This is a genomic window from Minwuia sp. (assembly GCF_048007105.1).
Classification (GTDB): domain Bacteria; phylum Pseudomonadota; class Alphaproteobacteria; order Minwuiales; family Minwuiaceae; genus Minwuia.
In genome coordinates this window covers 1,000,529-1,018,443 of the sequence record NZ_CP180352.1, presented here as the reverse complement: position 1 = coordinate 1,018,443, position 17,915 = coordinate 1,000,529, and the positions used below count along the sequence as shown (strand labels likewise).

The following is a 17,915-nucleotide window of genomic DNA, read 5'->3' as shown; positions in this document are numbered from 1 at the left end:
CCCCAATAGGCCCCTCTCGGGACCGAAGATTGTGTCGTAGCGCGGTCCGGGCGGCGCCCCTCCAGACGCCGCCCGCCCCACTGATCCGAGGTTACTGGACCTCGACTTCCACGGTGTAGGGATGCATGTCGAGCATCCACTGGTTCATGGACTGCTCCATCTCCTTCGTCGCGCCGACGAAGCGCATGAAGTAGATCGGCTCAGCCCGGCTCCGCATCCGCGCCGAGATCTTGTACGTCCCCGGCTTGGTCAGGAGCTCGCCCGGCACCGTGTAGTTGGCGTCGCGCTTGCCCAGCGGCGGGATCGAACGCCCTTCCATCCGGATGAAGGCCGGGTGGTTGAGGACGGTCGTCGGCGTGTTGGGCTGCCGCAGGAACGGCCGCTGGTCGATGTCGAAGCTCACCGGCAGGAACATCTCCCGATCCGTACCCTTCAGGTTCGTGGTCAGGAACTTGGTCTGCAGGTTGAACAGCTGGTCGTCATGCTCGATCGTGCCTTCCTGGACGTCCTTGGAGTGCAGATCGGCCATGTCGCCGTCGCTGTCGACGTAGCCCGATTCCCAGATGCGGTTCCCGTCCGGATCGGTGACCGCGACGTTCAGCCAGATTTCCGGCTGGGCGCCCAGCGAACCCGAAGGCAGGTTGTGACCCGGGTTGATGTTCTCGACCGTGTAGTTGAAGGAGAAGTCCTGGCCGACACGCGGGCCCTGTGCGAAGAACGGACCGTCCAGATGGCTGCCGTTCTCCATGACCTGGCGGCGGAGGTCCTTCTTGTATTCCAGACCCTCGAGGTTCTCCTCGATGATGTAGCGGGCCTCGAAGCGGTCATCTTCCGACGACCAGACCTCGGGGAACTCCACCTCGATCTCGCCGTTGTAGACCTTGTCCTCGAACTCCTCGGTGCCCCAGCCCGAGCGGTAGTCGAACTGCAGCCACTCTTCCATGGTCCAGTTCTCGGCCGCCGGATTGTGCGGGAAGATACCCGGATGGGCGATCGGATAACCCGGGCCGTAGAAGGCGTGGTTGTGACGGTCGCGATCGGGATTGATCGCCTCGCCGTTCACCACGGCCGCCGGGCCCTTGGCGTAGCCGTTGGCCGTACCCGGAACCTTGCCCATGTGGCATTCCTGGCAGGTGATGCCCTGTTCGAGCGCCGGGCTGTCGCGGTATTGATCCCAGACGACTTCCAGCTTGATGCCGAGGTTCACCGCCACCTGGTGGCAGCTCGCACAGAACTCGGACTTCGAGATCTGCTCGAACTTGACCACTTCGGTGTGGATCTTGTTGCCCCGCTCCTCGTCGTTGGTTGCGACGCGGTAGAAGCTCTTGTCCTCGATGACCTTCTTGAGGCCCTCACCGTCCGAGTTGGTGTAGACCGAAGAGTAGATCTGACCCGGCTCGATGCGGCGTTCGCCGTTGGCCTTGTAGTACTCGCTCTTCACCCGGTGGCAGGTAATGCAGGTGATGCCCTCGCGGGACACCTGGCTGCGTTCCCACAGCGGCGCGGCGCGGCTTTCACCCAGCGTCGTGCCGACGCTCTGGTGGCAGCGCACGCAGAACGTGCCGATGGTGCCCTGGGTCAGGTTGGTGATCGCCTGTTCGAACTTGTGGAACATCGGCGAGATCGAGGCGTAGGCGTGGTTGGACGACGCCCATTCCTTGTAGATCGCCTCGTGACACGAGGCGCACTTCGAAGCGCTGGGGAACTGTTCGTCAGTGAACAGTTCCGTGTGGGCCTGATCAGCCAGATTTTCGGCGTTGCTCTGGGCCTGCGCTTCACTCAGACCCGTCACAACGACCAGCGCAACGGCCAGCGCGCCCAGCCGGGCGAGCCAGCCGGTACGAACCGACCGATGTTCAGTAACGTCAAACATCATCATCCTCCGTCCTTGCCTGCGTCCGCCTGCCGGGGCTCGGAAGATCCGACCATCGACTCGATGAACTTCGGCTCGAGATGGTATTCATGACAAAGCAAGCAATCCTGCTTCACCTTTGCCTCAGTGTGGCACTCCGCACAAGTCTGCTTGGACACCGCCTGGAAACCTGAACTGTAGTCTGTTGCATCAAAGTGACTGAACGATGCAGCGTAGTTGGCTTCCGGGTTGGGCTTGTGGCACTTCACGCAGAGCGATCCGGGCCCCAGCAGATTTACATGCGGTGCATGGTCGTACTGTACGTAAGGGCGGTCATCCACTGGTTGAAAACCCCATTCGACCATCAGAGTGGTAGCAGGGTCGCCTGATTCCGCCGATTTGTCGGTGACTTGGGTCACAGCGTGACACTTGGTGCAGTTTCCAAAACCTTGATCTGACAAGAGATTTTCGCGCAAAGCCTCGGCCTGTGCGATCACATCTTCGTCAGCGCCCGCCGTTTCCGCCAGAAGCGGCGCGTTGACGGCGTAGTCGAACCAGGCGCGGGCCACCGGGTCGGCGTGACCCGTCGGTACATAGGTCACCGAGACGTCGCCGGCGGTCCAGCCGCCGCCCGCCGATTCGCTCGGCGCCTCGTAGTATTCCTTCTGCATCCAGGCGCAGGCGGCCCGCCGGACCAGCTCGCCGTCCAGACCGCGAAGCAGCCGCCGCGCGTCCGGCTCGCCCGGCAGGGCTTCCAGCCGGTCGATCAGGGGCTGCGCACCGGACTCGGCGATCTCGGCGTAGAGTTCGCCGATCGGGTCGGTATAGGCGTCGAGGTCGTCATTCGGCACGCCGAGCGCGAGCGCGAGAACGGCGGTGACGTAGTCGCCCTCGTCCTCATAGAAGTACTCGTAGGGCTCCGGCGCCTCGGCGTCGGCATCGCCGTCGGCCCGTGCCTGGAGGTACTCGATCTGGTCCGGAGTCAGGCCGCAAACCTCGGCGACCGTATCCGGATCGAACGGGTCCTCTTCCATGTAGGGGACGCCGATCAGGTAAAGCGGCCGGTCGACGATCCCGCTCGTGTGGCAGGAGGCGCAGTTCTGTTCGAAGCTCCCGGCCGGCACCGAAAGACCGGCGCGTTTCACGTCGTGGCAGTCGACGCAGTTCCGCGTGGCGTTCTCTTTCGGGAAATGCTCGTTGAAGTGCTTGACGTGATTGAACTGGATCGCTCCACGCGCGCGGTGCGGATAGTTGTCGCCGAAATCCGGATGGTCCTTGGCGAACGACTTGACCGTGGCCTGGTGGCAGCTGTTGCACTGCTGGTCCCGCATCGTGGCGATGTTGGCTTCCTGGCCCTTGTGCTCGGTGTGGCACATGACGCAGTCGGTCTTCATGCCCGCGCTCGGCGAGTCGGACTTGAAGACGGCGTTGTCGAACGTCGCGTTGTGCGGCGAATCGGCGGGGCCGCCGAAACCGTGGCAGCCGACGCAGCTTTCGCCGACGGACTGGCTGGTCACGAAAGCCTTCGCCCAGGCGACCACGCCGAGGCCATGCGCCTCGTGGCAGGCGGTGCAGCCCTTCGCCTCGAGCGCGAAGTTCGAATGCGCACCGGACAGCGGGCCCGGCATGATCGAGGAAGCCTGCGCCCGGTCGCCCTGGAAGGCTTCGGGGCTGAACTGCAGGAAGGCCAGGATCGCGGCGACCACGAACATCGCCACCAGGAAGGATATGCGCTGGCGGCGGCGACGCAGCGACGGGCGCGGCGTGCAGGGCGGGTGCTGCATGCAGCAGCTGCCGTCCGGCAGCGGGCCGTCCTCGCAGGGGCCGCCCGAGGCGGGCGCCCGCCGGCATTCCCAGCGGTCGCCGTTGCGGAACGGCGTGCATTCGGTGGTGCCCCCGCAGCCGCCGCTGAAGGTCGGGCCGTTGGGGCAGGGTTTGCCGAAGGAGCAGGCACGGCCACAGACGTAGGGGAACGTCGGCCGTTCATAGGTGCTCTTCTGGTAGCTGAAGCGGTCTTGGTCAGTGATCATAGCAGGTACACATGCACAAGGATGATGTGCCAGATCATCAGCAGCAACACGCCAACAGCCATGGGCACATGGAAAAGCAGCCACAGCTTCGCCATGCCGTTGACGGCGTAGGCGAAGTCGAGCCGGTTCTTGATCTGGGCCAGATCCTCGAGCTGACCGAGATACTGGCGCTCGGTGTCATCGAGGTATCGGGCAATCGCCGTGAACTCGCGGCGGATATAGGCGCGGCCGGTCTGGAAGCCGACGAAGTGGCTGGTCAGGAACCGCGGTCGGCGGAAGTACCAGGCCAGCGTCTCGGTGTAGTAGCGCGCCAGCGTGTCGGACGCCGCCTTTTCGGCGGCCTCCTCGACGATCGCCTCCGCCTTGCCGCGGATCTCGGCGACCTCGTTGGGGATGCGCTCCCAGATCACCTCCAGACCGTTCTCGGTCAGGCGGCGCGGGATCACCTTCTGCATCCAGTAGCCGAGAATGCCGGACAGGCTGACCAGATAGAAGAACAGCGCGAACAGCTGCTCATAGGCGCCCGACGGCCAGAAGCTGCCGGTGTGCACCCAGAAAAGGCCCAGCGTCAGCGTGCCGAAGACGGCGTGCGCGGCGGTCCAGTAGGCACCGCGGCCGAGCGGAACCATGGACAGCTTCTTGCGGCTGTTGAACAGGCCCAGGAAGACCATCAGGCCGGCCAGGGTATAGCCGGTGACGATTGCCGGCTCGCCGTTCTGCAGCCAGGTCTGCCATGAATTCCAGAGCAGGAAGATGAAGGCGGCTGCCGCGACCAGCCAGAAGACCATGTAGGCGCGGGTGACGGACCTCATTGATAGCCTCCGCGGAAGGGATCCGGCCCGCGGAAATCAACGCGTCGCAGGGCGTCGTGCGGGCAGGCGCGCTGACAGGCGGGCCCGCCGGGATTGCTGGAGCAGAAGTCGCACTTGGTCGCCTTCATGATCGGCTTGTGCTCGCCGTCGACAAGCGGCTCGCCGTGCAGGTTCGCGACCTGGACCAGGCGGATGTTGTCGTAGGGGCACGAGGCGGCGCAGGTGCCGCAGCCGATGCAGGTGTCGTCGTTGACCACCACCGAGCCGTCCAGCATCGAGCGGTGGATCGCGCCGGTCGGGCAGCCGATCATGCAGACCGGGTCGGCGCAGTGCATGCAGGAATTGGCCACCATCCAGTGGTCGAAGGTGGCGCCATGCCGGATGAAGCGCGGGTTGCCGCCATGGGTGGAGGCGCAGGCGCGCACGCAGTCGTCGCAGCGCGTGCAGCGGTTGAGATCGATCAACATCGCCCGCGTGCCGTTGATGTAGCGGCGGCCGACGGCCCATTCCTTCAGCGCGTCGGAGCTGATCTCGGCGCCCGCCAGATCCGCCAGCCGCTGGCGCGGCGGCGCCATCTGCGGAAAGGCGTATTCCTCCAGCACGGTGCGCGGGATCCGCAGCAGGTCGACATAGCCGAGCGCCGTCAGCGAGGTCTCGAGGACGACATCCTCGCCCTTGTTCTGCCAGGCGCGGTAGAGCTCCTCGAGGCCGTAGACGTCGCCGGCGCCCAGATAGGTCAGCGTCCGCTCGCCATTGCCGAGCTGCGCGGAAACGCGGGCGAAGCCGGCGCGCACCATAAGGATGCCGTCGGGATAGTCGCCCTGGCGCGCGATCGGTGTGCCGTGCTCCATCTCGCGGCCCTGGGCCAGCATGCGCTTGTAGCTGGTGTGCCAGTCGAACGCGCCATGCGTCTCGAACAGCGTCTCCTCTTCCACCGCCTTCAGCTGCTCCTCGGTGAGGTGGCTGAACATCGGCGCTTCCGACAGCGCGTTGTGCAGCGCGTTCTTGCGGTAGGCGAGGTCGATCTTTTCCTTCCAGGTGGTATCGAAGCGGCGCAGTTCCCGAAGGCCCTGCCAGCGCATCTCCAGCACCCGGACGTCGGATTCGGCGAAGATGGATGCGGTCCGGGGCACGCGGCCCAGCGCGGCCAGCTCGCCGAAGATCATCTCCGGTCCCAGCTGTGCGGTCTGGTGCTTGTCCAGGATCGCGGGAATGTCCTGCAGATAGACGCCGGCCGTGCCACCCGAAGATCCGGCTGAGGTGGCGCCCTGATAACGGCCGGGATCGCGCACCTCGGGCCGCCAGCTGTTGGTCCAGAGCTGGCTGAGGGCCTCGACGAAGCCCTTCTTCTTCATGCTCAGACGGCCGAGCATGTTCTGCGGCAGGTTCGGGTTCAGCACGACGCGCAGATAGCCGTCCAGGATCAGGAAGGCCGAGTTGCCGTAGTCACCTTCGCGAACCACGATCTCGCCGGGTTCGTAGTTCACCACCCGCGTATCGTTGAGAAGGATGCCCCTGAGCGGCGTGTTGCCGGGGAAGCGGCTTTCGTCGATGTCGCGGAAAATCGGCAGCGTCATCAGTTCGTCGACGATCGCTTCCGTCATGTCCGGACCGAAAGGAGTCGCCCAACGCTGCGGCCGGGCCATCGTCTCGACGGCTGTCACCATGTCCGGTTTGCCCCCTCCAAGCCCTGCCGGCCCCCCTGGCCCGCAAGACAATTACCCCTGTCGAATCAATTGCCGGAACGCCGCCGGAAAGGCAAGCCCTCCGGCGGCGACCAGGCAACCTGTGTGGCTAGCAAGCCACGGTTGGTCTCACGTTACTTGTAGTCACTCTTGGCCGGCAGCATCGAGCCGACCTGGGCGGTCAGATCCATGTCCTCGGTATAGATCTTCGCGACCAGTGCCCGCGCCTTCTCCTCGGTCGGATCGGCGATCAGCGCCTTGGCCTCGGCCAGGCCGGTGGCCTCCAGAGCCGCCTTGGCCTTGTCGGCCCGGGCGTTCTGCGCAGCGACATACTTCGGATGATCCGTCTTCTTGAGCGCGTTCGCGGCCTGAACCAGCGACGCCGCCTGACCGGTCACGAAGAAGCGCGACAGCTCGGCCGGGGTCATCTCCGGATTCTCGGACTGGCTCTCATAGAAGCGGTGACGGACCTGGCCCTGGCTGTACTTGACCAGCTCGAAGTCCGGGTTCAGCGGATGGCCCGCGTCCAGCATCTTGCCGGCGGTCTCGGCGTCGAGCGAGTCGCGCGCCATGCCGTGGCAGTTGAAGCAGTTCTGCGCCACCGCGTAGTTCTGGCTGGCGGGCATCGCCGGGATGTCCTTGCGCCACCGCGGCCAGCGCATGCCGGCAGCCGTCGACTCCTCGTAGCGCTTGTTCTTGTGCTCGGCGGACTCGTCTTCCTTCTTCGTGCCCTTCGGCCCGTAGACGTTGTGGATGTTGATGTATTCCGAACCCGGGCCGTGGCAGCTCTCGCAGGACGGGCCGAAATTGTTCGACACGCGGCCGCCCGGCTTGTTGGGCGCCTCGGTGTAGTGGCACTGCCCGCAGGTGTCGGAGCGCTTCATCGAACGCTCGCCCAGCGCATCGGTGACCTTGTCGGCCAGATCACGCTTGTGAATGTCCTTATAGGACTCGGCGTGCGGGGTATTTTCCCAAACCGCATATTCGGCGCCGTGGCAGTCCTTGCATTCGAACGGCCCGACATTCTCCTGCGCCTGCGCCGCTGCGCCGGCCAGCATGAAGCCGGCCGCCGTCACGGCCGCAAGTGCTAGATGTCTAAGTCCAGACATGAGCATGTCTGTCACCCCTTGATTGGTTGCCTCAACTCTGTCTCGCGAGCCGGCTGCCGCCTTGTCCTCTCCGGCGGTGCGCTGGATCACGCCGCGTCAGTTTAACAGTCCCTTCGCGTGATGAAAGAGTTGATTCGAACGGTTACCGGATCGATAACCCGTTTGAATCACACGTCACTTTTCTGAAAAGAAGGCACGTATTCCGGATGCAGCCGAGCTTCGCGATCATCGCCGCAGCCGCCGCAATCGCGGCGGGCGGCGTTGCCTGGGTGGGCGCAGACCGCCTTTCCGCGCCGGGTAACAGCACACCGCCCGCAGCCTCCGTCGCGGGTCTCGAGCAATTTGTCGACCGCAATCCCGAAAACGTGAAGGGCTGGAAAGCGCTCGGCAACGCGCTGCGCAGGGCCGGCCGCAACGCCGAGGCGGCGGACGCGCTGGTGCGGGCCGCGCGGCTCACACCGAACGATCCGGAAATCATAACCGCGCTCAGGGACCTGGCGCCGTCTCTGGGGCGCTGACACCTGTTGCAGCCACGCAACATTACCCCCCGAAAAAGCCCTGACCGCACCGCCTCACCCCTGCACGGCCCGGCCTCTTTCTCTGATTTAAATGTTGAAAAACAATTAGTTACGGGAATTCGGCGGCGGATTCACGCCGCATTTACCGCGCTGCCCGCGGCTGTTGCTTGTGCTTGCACGGCCCGTTCGGCTGGCGTAACAGAAATCCAAGCCGCGGCGACCGGAGTGTGAATCCGTCGTGGGGCGGTGGAGGAAGTGGGTTTATTCCTTTAGGAGGGCAAACAAGGTGAACCACAAGCATCTTCTCGCAGGCGTTGCCGCCGCCGCCGTCATGGCTGCCGGTAATGCATACGCTGCTGCTCATGCCAGCGTAGAAGACCAGATCAAGGCGAATTCGGCTGCCATCGACGCGCTGTCGAAGGAAGTCGAGGCCCTGAAGGCCGGCGGCGGTGAGATTCAGAAGGGCGTCAAGGGCGTCAACCTGAAGATCTCCGGCCACGTCAACCGCGCTGTCGCGCTGTTCAGCGACGCCAACGGCGCCACCGACATCACCTACGTCGACAACGACGCGTCCTCGACGCGCGTGCGCTGGGATGCCGACACCACCACCTCTGGCGGCCTGACCATCGGTACCCGCCTCGAGATGGAAATGGAGTCGAACTCCTCGGTCGCCGTCAACGGCCAGGCCGCGAACAACAATGCCGGTGGCGACGCTTTCGCCGCTCGTCATGCCTATGTCTTCATCAAGGGCGGTTTCGGCACCCTGACCACCGGTCAGCAGGGCGAAGCCACCGAAGGCATCCTGCACAACTCGTTCAACTTCGCCTCGCTGGCTGACATCAACCCGGAGCACACCAACGGTTCCGCGATCGTCGGTGGCGGCTTCCTGGTCTTCGGTGACGGCGGTCGTCAGGACTCCATCCGTTACGACACCCCGCAGTTCGGTGGCTTCCAGGCTGCTGTCTCGGCCCGTGACAACGGTGAAGTTACCGTCGCCGGCCGTTACTCGGGCAAGGTCGCCGGTCTCGGCGTTCTGGCCGGTGTCGGCTACGAAGAGAACTTCGGCAACCAGATCGTCTCGGCCTCGGCCGGCATCAACTTTGGCGTGATCGCGCTGAACGGTGCCATGGCTGTCCAGATGAACGAAGGTGCCGGCGTTGAGGACGACGCTGCCTGGTACGTGGGTCTGGCCCATCGCGGCAACTACTCCGACATGGGCGCCACCTCGCTGGGTGTCGACTTCTCGAACAACAACGGCCAGCGTAACAACGGCATCAACAACTCCTCGATCGGCATCGGTATCGTCCAGGGCATGGCCCCGGGTGCTGACGCCTACGCCTCGCTCCGCCACTTCTTCGGCGGCGACGCTCAGGACGGTGCCCAGGCTGCCATGGTTGGTATGCGCGTCACGTTCTAATGATGCGTAGCTTCCTCCGTATCGTTCTGTTCGGCACTGCAGTCGGCCTTCTGGCCGGCTGCAGCGGCCACCAGCCTCTGGATGAGGCGCCGCCGCCGGCTCCCGGAGAGATCTCCGGACCCGGGCTGATCTCCGGCGCCGACGGAGGGTTCTACCTCAGCGGTGGACCTTCGGAACGGAAGAAGCGTACCTACTGATTCGGGAACTCCGGTTCCTGTTCGGGAAAGGGCGGCCCTCGGGCCGCCCTTTTTCGTTTGTGCGGCTGTGCTTTGTACGGCTTTGCGCGGCGATGACCCGCCGCCTGGCCGTCCCGCGCAACCCGGAACGGTCCGGTGTCTGTGGGTCCGGTGCGCCTGCCCCCTCGCAACCGCCAATCCGCTCCTTATAGTAAGTCGGGTAACCCGCTCCGCCGGACACCGTCACGGCAGGCAACCATCACCGCAGGCCCGACCGAACGGATGACCGACGCCAGGAAAACCCCAGCACCGCACCGGAAACGACGACGCCTGCTGGCGGCCGCCGTTCTGGCAGCGGCGGTGCTGACGCTGTTGCCGGCCGGCACGGCCGAGGCCGCCTGCTCGGAAGCAGACGCGCCCGAGATCCGCATTCGCCTGGAGTTGCCGGAGCCGGAGCTCATTCACGACTACGCGTCCGACGACATCCCCGAAGGCACCGTCGAGACCGCCCGGCGCGTCCGCGAACTGAACAGCCGCCTGCACGGCCTCACCGTCTTCCAGATGGAGACCGGCCACGAGGTCGCCGTCCGCCAGTTGCGCCCTGGCCGGGACTGCTTCCGGCTGGAGCGGTTGAACGTCTGGATCCGCGTCAACAAGCTCAGGGTCTACATTGCCCGCGAACTGGCCCGCGGCTCCTGTCTCTACGACGTCACGCTGCGCCACGAGAGCCGGCATGTCGACATCTACAGCACGGGCGTGAAGTCGATGCGCGACGAGATGGCGAAGGCCCTCACCGGGACGCCGCTGACCGCGCCGCTGCGCGCGCGCAGCGTCCAGGCCGCGCTGACGCGCTACAGCACCGCCATCGGCACGGTGCTCTCCGATATCCGTCAGAAATCTTCGCTGGAAATGACGCGGGACAATGCCCGCCTCGACACGCCTTTCGCTTACCGGGCCGAACAGGCGCCCTGTTTCTGAAACGCTCTAGCCGTTCCCGAAGCCGTCGAGGAACGCGGCCAGATTGGCGCCCAGTTCATCGCAGAGATAGCCGCCTTCCTGCACGATCAGCGTGTCCAGACGCGCGCCGGCGACACGCGCGCCCGCCTTGCGGAACCCCTCCGTCGTCACCTTGAGCACGCCGAGCGGGTCGTTCTCCTGCGGATCGAGTCCCAGCGACAGGACCAGCAGATCGGCCCCGTAGCGCGCGACGGCCCCAAGCCCTTCGGCGATGGCTTCCAGATAACCGTCATCGCCGGTGCCGTGGGCCTGAGGCAAGTTCAGATTGTAGCCCTCGCCCGGTCCTTCGCCCCGCTCCCCGGCATAGCCGCTGAAAAAGGGGTAGTAGTTCGTCGGGTCGGCGTGCACAGAGACGAAGAAAACGTCGCTGCGGCGGTAGAAGATGCCCTGCGTGCCGTTGCCGTGATGGACGTCGATATCCAGGATGGCGACCCGCCGGCCGCCGGCGGCCGCACGCGCCGCCGCGATTCCGGCATTGTTCAGGAAGCAGAATCCGCCGGCCATGTCGGCGAAGGCGTGATGACCGGGCGGGCGGCAGAGCGCATAGGCGGGACCGGCGCCGTCCAGCACCAGATCCATGGCCGTGACGGCGCAGTCGGCGGCGGCCCGCGCCGCGCGCCAGGTTCCCTCGCCCACCGGACAGGCGGTATCGGCCATGAAATAGCCGGCCTGCCCGATGACATGAGCGGGCCGCGCCACCATGTGACGGCCGGGATGCACATTGGGTATCACCTCGGGCCCCGGATTCGGCAGCGCCGACCAGCGTGCATGGGCGGTTTCCAGAAACCGGAGATAGTCCGGCGGATGTATCGCGGCCACAGGTCCGATGCCGTGTTCGCGCGGCGCGGCGACGTCGTGGCCCGCGCCGGTGACGGCGGCCAGGAACCGTTCGGCCCGCTCGGGGCATTCGGGGCTGGGAGCGACCCGTCCGCTGGTGATAAAGGACGACGGATCGTGGTCCTGCTGGACGGGGCTGTAGATGACCTGCATGCGGCGAGCATGCGCAACCGCCCGCGCCAGCGCAAGCGCGGCATGATGGAAACGGCGGAGGCCCGGTTTTGGAGATCGTGATTGCAGGAGCGGGCGTCATCGGGGTGACGACCGCGTGGGAACTGGCGTCCCGGGGACACGAGGTCACCGTGATCGAGGCTGCGCCGGGTCCGGCGGAGGGCGCCAGTTTCGCCAACGGCGCACAGATCAGCCCCTCCGAATCGGTTCCCTGGGCCAGCCCGTCCAACCTGCGCATGGCGGTGAAATGGATGTGGCAGGCGGACGGTCCGTTCCGCCTGAAGCCGACGGCGGATACACGGCAATGGGGCTGGCTCGTTCGGTTCCTGGCCAATTGCCGGCAGAACCGTTGGGAGGCCAACGCCCGCCCCATGGTCGCGATGGCGCTCTACAGTCAGCAGCGTCTGGCGGCGATCCGCGACGCGGCCGGCATCGACTACGACCGGGAGGATCGCGGCATCCTGCGCATCTTCCCGACGGCGCCTGCGCTGCACGAGGCCGGGGACGTGATCGGGGTGATGGCCGGACACGGGGTCGACATGCGCATGCTGGGCGGGGACGAGATCGCCGAACTGGAACCGGCGCTGGGACCGGCGCTGGAGCAGGGCAGGATCGCCGGCGGCATCCTGGCCCCTGGCGACGAGACCGGCGACGCCGCCGGCTTCACGGCCGGCCTGGCCGCGGCCGCGGCACGGGAAGGCGTTCGGTTCGCCTGGAACAGCAAGGTCGAGCGCATCGTCACCCATGGCGACCGGTTTCACGCCGTGGAGACGCCCGGCGGCCGCATCGGCGGCGACGCACTGATCGTCTGCGCCGGGCTGGGGGCGCCGCAGCTGACGCGCCGGCTCGGGTTCGACCTGCCGATCTACCCGTTGAAGGGCTATTCGGTGACGCGGCGTCTGGGCTCCAGCAACCTGGCCCCGCGGATCAGCATCACCGACGAGGGCCGACGAATGGTGATCAGCCGCCTCGGCGGCCGCATCCGCGCGGCCGGAAAGGCCGATCTGGTCGGATACGATCCGGCCCTGAAGACGGCGCGCGCCGGCGGTCTGATGCGCGATCTGGAGCGGATCTATCCGGCACTCGACTATGACGGACCGCCGGAATACTGGACAGGGCTTCGTCCCATGACCCCGAACGGCATTCCGCTGATCGGGACGACGCCGGTTCAGGGGGTCTATCTGAACACCGGCCACGGCTCGCTGGGCTGGACCATGGCCTGCGGTTCAGCGGGGCTGATCGCGGATATCCTGGACGGCCGGACACCGGCGCTGCCGGCCCGGGACTACCGTCCCGTTCTGTTCTGAGCGCTGCCCCGGTACGCGTAACCCACGCCCATGTTCATGACCGCGACCACGCGCCATTTCCGCAGCAGAAAGCCGACACGCAGGTCGTAGAAGGCTTTGGAATCCTTGATTCCGGAAAGCCGGGCGACGGCATCGTCGAAGGGCGGCAGGCTCTCATAGACCAGACGCCGGCGCCTGAACGCCTGCAACTCGGACCGGGTCGTGGTCAGGATCAACGGCGCGAACTTGCGGTTCAGCGCCGCGGACTGGGCGATTTCCTCGGCCAGATGCTCCAGATCGCCATCGGGCCGGCCGATGAGGTTGAAGGCCAGCGGCCGCAGGTCGCCCCGGTTCAGCCCGAACGCGGCAAGGCCGGGCGACAGCCGGAAGGTCAGGCCGAAGGGGCGGGGAATCGAACCGAAGGGCTCGTCCAGCGGCTCGCCCGGGATGACCGGCTGCATCTCGCCGGTCTCGGCGCCGCCCTGCATCCAGGACTCGAGCCCGGCGTCCGCTTCGCCTGCCGCCGCGGCGCCGCCCCGATCCGGCAGATCCATGACCTCGCGCACCGACAGCTTCAGCAGCGGACCGTGCCGGTTGCCCTCGGCTTCCGACTTCTCTCTGGCCCGCAGGAGCTGATAGTGATCCTCCAGCAGCTTCCGGTAGAGGCGGTCGCGCTCCAGATGATCGGCCAGCATCATGCTTTGCCGCTCGACCTGCCGGCGCAGCCGGGCGTTTTCCTCCTCCAGCGCATCGAATCCCTGCGCGAAGGCCCGCCGCAATCCGTCCTCCCTGCTTTCGTCGTCCGTCATGCCGTCGTCTTCATCCCGTAGAGCGCCAGCGTGCGGGTGATCATCGCCGCCTGGCCGAAGGTGCCGGCGGAATGTGAGGCAGCCTTCGCCCCGAAGGTCAAGCGCAGGTCGCGATCGTCGACCAGAGGCGCGAGACGCGCTGCAATGGCCCGCGGCGACGGATCGGGACACAGCAGACCTGTTTCGCCGTCGATGAAGGTTTCCGAAGCGCCGCCCGCCGGGGTGGCGGCGACCGGACAGCCATGCGCCTGGGCCTCGATCAGCACATTGGGCAGCCCCTCGGTGCGGGACGTCAGCAACAGAAGGTCCATGCGGCGGTACTGGGCGTCCATGTCGCTGCGCCGTCCGGCAAGTTCGATGATGTCGCCTGCCCCCTCGGTGGCGATGCGCGCTTCCAGTTCCGGGCGCATCGCGCCGTCGCCGACCAGCAGGCCGCGGACCGGATGGCCGGCGCGCGCCAGTTCCAGAACGCTTTCGAGCCAGAGCAGCGGGCGCTTCTCCTCGGTCAGCCGCATGACACCGCCGACGACGACCGGGCCACCCTCCGGACGCTGAGCCGGCGGCGCAAGGGCCAGCGCGCCGAAGTCGAAACCGTTCGGGACGTGGGCGATCGACAGTCCGGGCGCGCCGAGCCATTGGCGGTAGTCACGGATCCCGGCCAGGCTGTTGTTGCAGAAGCGGACGCGTGGATGGCGCGCGAGACGCTGCATGAGCGCCTGCAGGAACGGGCGGTTCCGGCCTTCCTTGCGGTCCGGCGCCTGGCTGCGGGTGCCGATGACGATGCGGGGTACGCCGCTGAGCAGACCGGCAAGCGCCGTGACGACCCCGGTCATGTCCTGCCACCCGTGCACCACGGCGGGCCGTTGGTCGGCGATAAGGCCGGCGAGCGCCGCGATCTGTCCGGCGATGTTGGGCGGCAGCGGATCGAGGAGCGGCTGGTACATCGCCAGCTCCAGAGGGAGGCGGCGCGATTCGTAGGCCGGCGCGACCGCGAGGTCGTGGAACGCCACGCCGGCCGCCTCGACCTGGCCGCTCAGATGATCGCCCGCCTGCCGCGTCAGATCCTGCAGCGTCGCCACGGCGACCCGGCCACCGAAACGGTCATCGGCAGACAGGCCCGTAGCTGTCAGGGCAGCCTGGCGTTCGGCGCCGCCCGGCCCCAGAGCGCCACTGACGATGAGCACGCCCGTCCCCGATTGGCGTGAGGGCCGGCGCGCCATGCCGCGGTCCAGCAGCGCGTGCAGAAGGGTGTCCGGCAAACGGACACCGCGTTTTTCCAACTCGACGATCCCCTTCAGCGGGTCGATCCCGAGCGCGGTCATGGTCAGATCGAGACGGTCGCGTTCCCGGTCGCTCAACCGCTTCGACCAGCCGCCACGGGGCGAGAGGCTGCGGTAACCGGCAATGCCCTCGGCGACAAGGCCGTCCTGGACCAGATGGCTCGACATGCGCCGGATCTGGCGGCGAGCTTCTGTCTCGTCCAGCGATCCGGCGCGGCGTCTCAGCGTTTCCGCCGGCCCCGTGAAGCCGTTGCGCCGCAGCAGCCGCGCGGCGGCGGCGAGGTCCCCCGCCTCCAGCAGACGGTCGAGACCGGCGGCGGCTTCCTGCGCAGCGGCCCGGCGCCGGCCCAGTCGGCGGTTGGCGGACATGGCCAGACCGATCATGGAAGCGTCAGGGGCCGCGCCGTCACCGCTGGCGCGCTCCAGATGCCCGAGTGCAGTCTCGAAACTGCGGGCGCGCCCGTCCAGCCGGGCCTTCAGCCGCAGCGCCCCCGCGTGAGCCGGCATCTCGGCCAGCACCGCCTCCGAGAGGGCATGGGCCTCCGCGTCCCGGCCGAGCCGGATCGCGGCCTCGCCGGCGGCGATCCGCCAGAAGACGGCGTCCCCGGCATGGCCGGCCAGCCGGCTGGCCAGCGCCAGCAGGTCGGCATCGCGCCCCCGGCCGCGTAGCAGCTGCACCGTCCGTTCCCTGAGCAGGCTATCGTCCGGAAAGCGCTCCACCGCAGCCAAGATCTCGACCAGCGGGTCCCCGCCAGCGGCGGTGACGGCCTCGACGAAGGCGTTCAGATCTTCCGGATCCGGCGCGCGCGCGCGGAAGAGATGGGCGTAGAGCCGTGCGGCCTCGTCATATCGGCGGACCTGGCGCAACTGCGCCGCGATCTGCCGCGTCAGCGCGGCGCCCGATGCACGGTGTCTGGTGGCCTGGGGGGTCATGCCTGCACTGTCGCGCCGCCGGACGGCGGTATCAAGCAGGGCAGAGGGCGGCGATGGCCTCGGCCGCCTGCCGCGCGCCGTTCACGGCGACGCCGGGGTCCAGAAGCCGGGACGGGCGCTCCAGGACACGGTTGACCGCCGCCTCGATCCGGCCAGCGAAGGTTCCGGCCGGACTGCGCAGCTCCACCTCGGCCCAACCTTGCGTGGCTGCGTGGCCGGCGCGGCGCGCCTGATCGTCGACCTCCATGCGGTTGGGCACGAATATCGCCGGGACCCGTGCTGCGGCCAGTTCGTGATAGGAATTGTAGCCGGCCGCGCTCACGACCATGTCGAAGGCCGGAAACAGCCGCGCCAGCGGGTAGGCGTCCAGCACGGTCACATCCTCGCCGAACATCGGCAGGTCGCCGGCGATCTTCCATCGCGCAAGGAAGATGCGCACGCCGCCGCGCCGCCTGAGCGCCGCGATCGCGCCGCCGGCCGCATCCCAGTTGCGCTCGATCGCGCCGGCCCCGAGCTGGATCAGCACGGCCTTCTCGCCATTGCCGATGCCCAGCCGCACACGGGCCGCGGGCCGGTCGAGGATCTCGCTGTCATCCAGCAACCGGATCGGAGCGGTCCGGACGAAACGCGCGGGCGGCGGCGCAAGCTCCATCGCGCGCGTCGTCGGGCCGTCATCGATCTCGGCCGCAGCCTCGCCGGGTTCGATCACCAGATCGCAGAATTTCTGGTTCTCCAGATTCTTGTATACCGCCTCGACATCGCGCCACATCGGCCGCCGGATCCAGGCCAGCCGCCGCCCGAGATCGTTGCCCAGCACACCGTCCAGCAGCCAGGGATAGAGCGCGGTGCCGTCCTGAACGACCACGGTCGCGCCGTAGAACCGCAGCAGGGCGTCGAACTCCCGCCGCAGCTGGCTGGTCCAGGCACGCCGGGACATGTCCAGATAGTCGAAGCCGGGTATGTGTTCGATAACCGCGCCGGGCAGCAGATCGAAAGCGTCGAGCGCCGGCGAGTTGGAGACGATCAGCGGCGTGATGCCTTCGGGCAGCCGCCGCGCGATGGCCAGGATGCGGGTGGCATGCCCCATGCCCGAGCCGTTGATGCAGACGAAGGCGACAACCCGTTTCACGCCGCCTGCCCCTTCGATGCCGCACCGCCGATGCCGGCGGCGATCCGGCGGAGCCATGGCTCGAACGGCGTTCGGTCTGCCGGCAGCGGCGCCGTGCCGGTTTCCCCCGTCAGCGCCGCTTCGAGCAGGGCGGTGGCTGGTCCCGGACCCAGTTCCACGACCGGCACCCCGGCCATGTCCGCGGCCGCCGCATAGGCGCTGCGCCAGCCCTGGAAACGGATGGCGGCAATGGACGCGGCGCGGCGGGCGACCCAGTCCGGCGAGACCCGCCCGGCATCGAGGCGGGCCAGCGTCGGCGGCAGGTCCGGGATGGCCTCGATACCGCTTTCCAGCACGAGGACCAGGCGGCGGCCATGCCTCGCCACTGCGGATTGCGCCGCGTCGACAAGCTCCCTCGGATCGGGGTCGCCGGCCGCGATCAGCAGCACGAGCGGCGCCTCCGCGGATCGAGGCGCAGCGGAGGCCCCGGTGCCGGCTGAACGAGGGAGAATGGCTGTAACGATATCGACCTCATCGGCCAGATCCGGCTCGCTGGTCCGGCCGGCCGCCACGTCGGCGAAACGGACGGCGGCGAATCCCAGCGCCAGAAGGCGATGTTCGGCGAACAACAGGGTAAAGGCGCGCAGGGCGGGATCGTGCCCGCCCCAGTCCTGAACGATCACCAGCGCCGCGGCGCCGTCGGCCACAGCCGGGCGCATGCGCAAGGTGAGATCGACAGCGCTGTCGAGAGAGGCGAACACGGCCAGAGTGCCGGTCTCGATCCTGCCGGGCGCATCGTCGGGCGTGCAGGACGTCATGCCGGCTGGAGGTGCAGACATGCCAAAGCCAGCGCCGTTGTCGATCAACAGCACTGG

The 17,915-nt window shown here is 67.2% G+C and carries 14 protein-coding genes; 4 read left to right on the top strand and 10 right to left on the bottom strand.

Annotated elements, in window-relative coordinates; all coding sequences use genetic code 11:
• Positions 1-91: 91 nt before the first annotated feature.
• The 5 genes from ACMVY4_RS04770 to ACMVY4_RS04750 form a co-directional block, all read right to left on the bottom strand.
• On the bottom strand, positions 92-1,873 hold the full coding sequence (locus ACMVY4_RS04770; RefSeq protein ID WP_416899045.1) for a multiheme c-type cytochrome: 1,782 nt from the start codon (positions 1,871-1,873) through the stop codon (positions 92-94).
• A gap of 2 nt (positions 1,874-1,875) precedes the next feature.
• Positions 1,876-3,882, bottom strand: a complete 2,007-nt coding sequence (locus tag ACMVY4_RS04765; RefSeq protein ID WP_416899044.1) for a hypothetical protein — start codon at positions 3,880-3,882, stop codon at positions 1,876-1,878.
• On the bottom strand, positions 3,879-4,694 hold the full coding sequence (locus ACMVY4_RS04760) for a hypothetical protein (RefSeq protein WP_416899043.1): 816 nt from the start codon (positions 4,692-4,694) through the stop codon (positions 3,879-3,881). The genes ACMVY4_RS04765 and ACMVY4_RS04760 overlap by 4 nt, the downstream gene beginning before the upstream one ends.
• Positions 4,691-6,361, bottom strand: coding sequence for a cyclic nucleotide-binding domain-containing protein (locus ACMVY4_RS04755; protein ID WP_416899042.1), 1,671 nt, complete (start codon positions 6,359-6,361; stop codon positions 4,691-4,693). Before ACMVY4_RS04755 ends, ACMVY4_RS04760 begins: the two co-directional genes overlap by 4 nt.
• Before the next feature lie 152 nt (positions 6,362-6,513).
• Positions 6,514-7,455, bottom strand: coding sequence for a multiheme c-type cytochrome (locus tag ACMVY4_RS04750; RefSeq protein WP_416899041.1), 942 nt, complete (start codon positions 7,453-7,455; stop codon positions 6,514-6,516).
• A gap of 239 nt (positions 7,456-7,694) precedes the next feature.
• Here ACMVY4_RS04750 and ACMVY4_RS04745 point away from each other — a divergent pair, with 239 nt between their 5' ends.
• The 3 genes from ACMVY4_RS04745 (at position 7,695) to ACMVY4_RS04735 (ending at position 10,577) form a co-directional block, all read left to right on the top strand.
• Positions 7,695-8,006, top strand: a complete 312-nt coding sequence (locus ACMVY4_RS04745) for a tetratricopeptide repeat protein (protein ID WP_416899040.1) — start codon at positions 7,695-7,697, stop codon at positions 8,004-8,006.
• A gap of 286 nt (positions 8,007-8,292) precedes the next feature.
• Positions 8,293-9,423 (top strand): porin, encoded by a 1,131-nt coding sequence (locus ACMVY4_RS04740; protein WP_416899039.1) that lies wholly within the window; start codon positions 8,293-8,295, stop codon positions 9,421-9,423.
• A gap of 458 nt (positions 9,424-9,881) precedes the next feature.
• Positions 9,882-10,577, top strand: a complete 696-nt coding sequence (locus tag ACMVY4_RS04735) for a hypothetical protein (protein ID WP_416899038.1) — start codon at positions 9,882-9,884, stop codon at positions 10,575-10,577.
• A 6-nt stretch (positions 10,578-10,583) separates the two neighbouring features.
• Here the strand turns inward: ACMVY4_RS04735 and ACMVY4_RS04730 are convergent, their stop codons facing one another.
• The gene (locus ACMVY4_RS04730) at positions 10,584-11,606 is read right to left on the bottom strand and encodes a histone deacetylase family protein (RefSeq protein ID WP_416899037.1); all 1,023 of its coding nucleotides are present in this window, start codon (positions 11,604-11,606) and stop codon (positions 10,584-10,586) included.
• Between the two features lie 77 nt (positions 11,607-11,683).
• Here ACMVY4_RS04730 and ACMVY4_RS04725 point away from each other — a divergent pair, with 77 nt between their 5' ends.
• Positions 11,684-12,931, top strand: coding sequence for a D-amino acid dehydrogenase (locus ACMVY4_RS04725; protein WP_416899036.1), 1,248 nt, complete (start codon positions 11,684-11,686; stop codon positions 12,929-12,931).
• Here ACMVY4_RS04725 and ACMVY4_RS04720 read toward each other — a convergent pair.
• The 4 genes from ACMVY4_RS04720 to ACMVY4_RS04705 are packed head-to-tail and all read right to left on the bottom strand — an operon-like array spanning position 12,910 to position 17,879.
• A complete protein-coding gene (locus ACMVY4_RS04720; RefSeq protein WP_416899035.1) occupies positions 12,910-13,719 on the bottom strand; it encodes a hypothetical protein in 810 nt (269 codons plus the stop codon). The two genes, ACMVY4_RS04725 and ACMVY4_RS04720, sit on opposite strands and share 22 nt — an antisense overlap.
• On the bottom strand, positions 13,716-15,932 hold the full coding sequence (locus ACMVY4_RS04715; protein WP_416899034.1) for a glycosyltransferase: 2,217 nt from the start codon (positions 15,930-15,932) through the stop codon (positions 13,716-13,718). Before ACMVY4_RS04715 ends, ACMVY4_RS04720 begins: the two co-directional genes overlap by 4 nt.
• 31 nt (positions 15,933-15,963) lie before the next feature.
• Positions 15,964-17,061, bottom strand: coding sequence for a glycosyltransferase (locus tag ACMVY4_RS04710; RefSeq protein WP_416899033.1), 1,098 nt, complete (start codon positions 17,059-17,061; stop codon positions 15,964-15,966).
• Positions 17,058-17,879 carry a hypothetical protein gene (locus ACMVY4_RS04705; protein ID WP_416899032.1) on the bottom strand — a complete coding sequence of 274 codons (822 nt, stop codon included), beginning with the start codon at positions 17,877-17,879 and terminating at the stop codon, positions 17,058-17,060. Before ACMVY4_RS04705 ends, ACMVY4_RS04710 begins: the two co-directional genes overlap by 4 nt.
• Between the last annotated feature and the right edge of the window lie 36 nt (positions 17,880-17,915).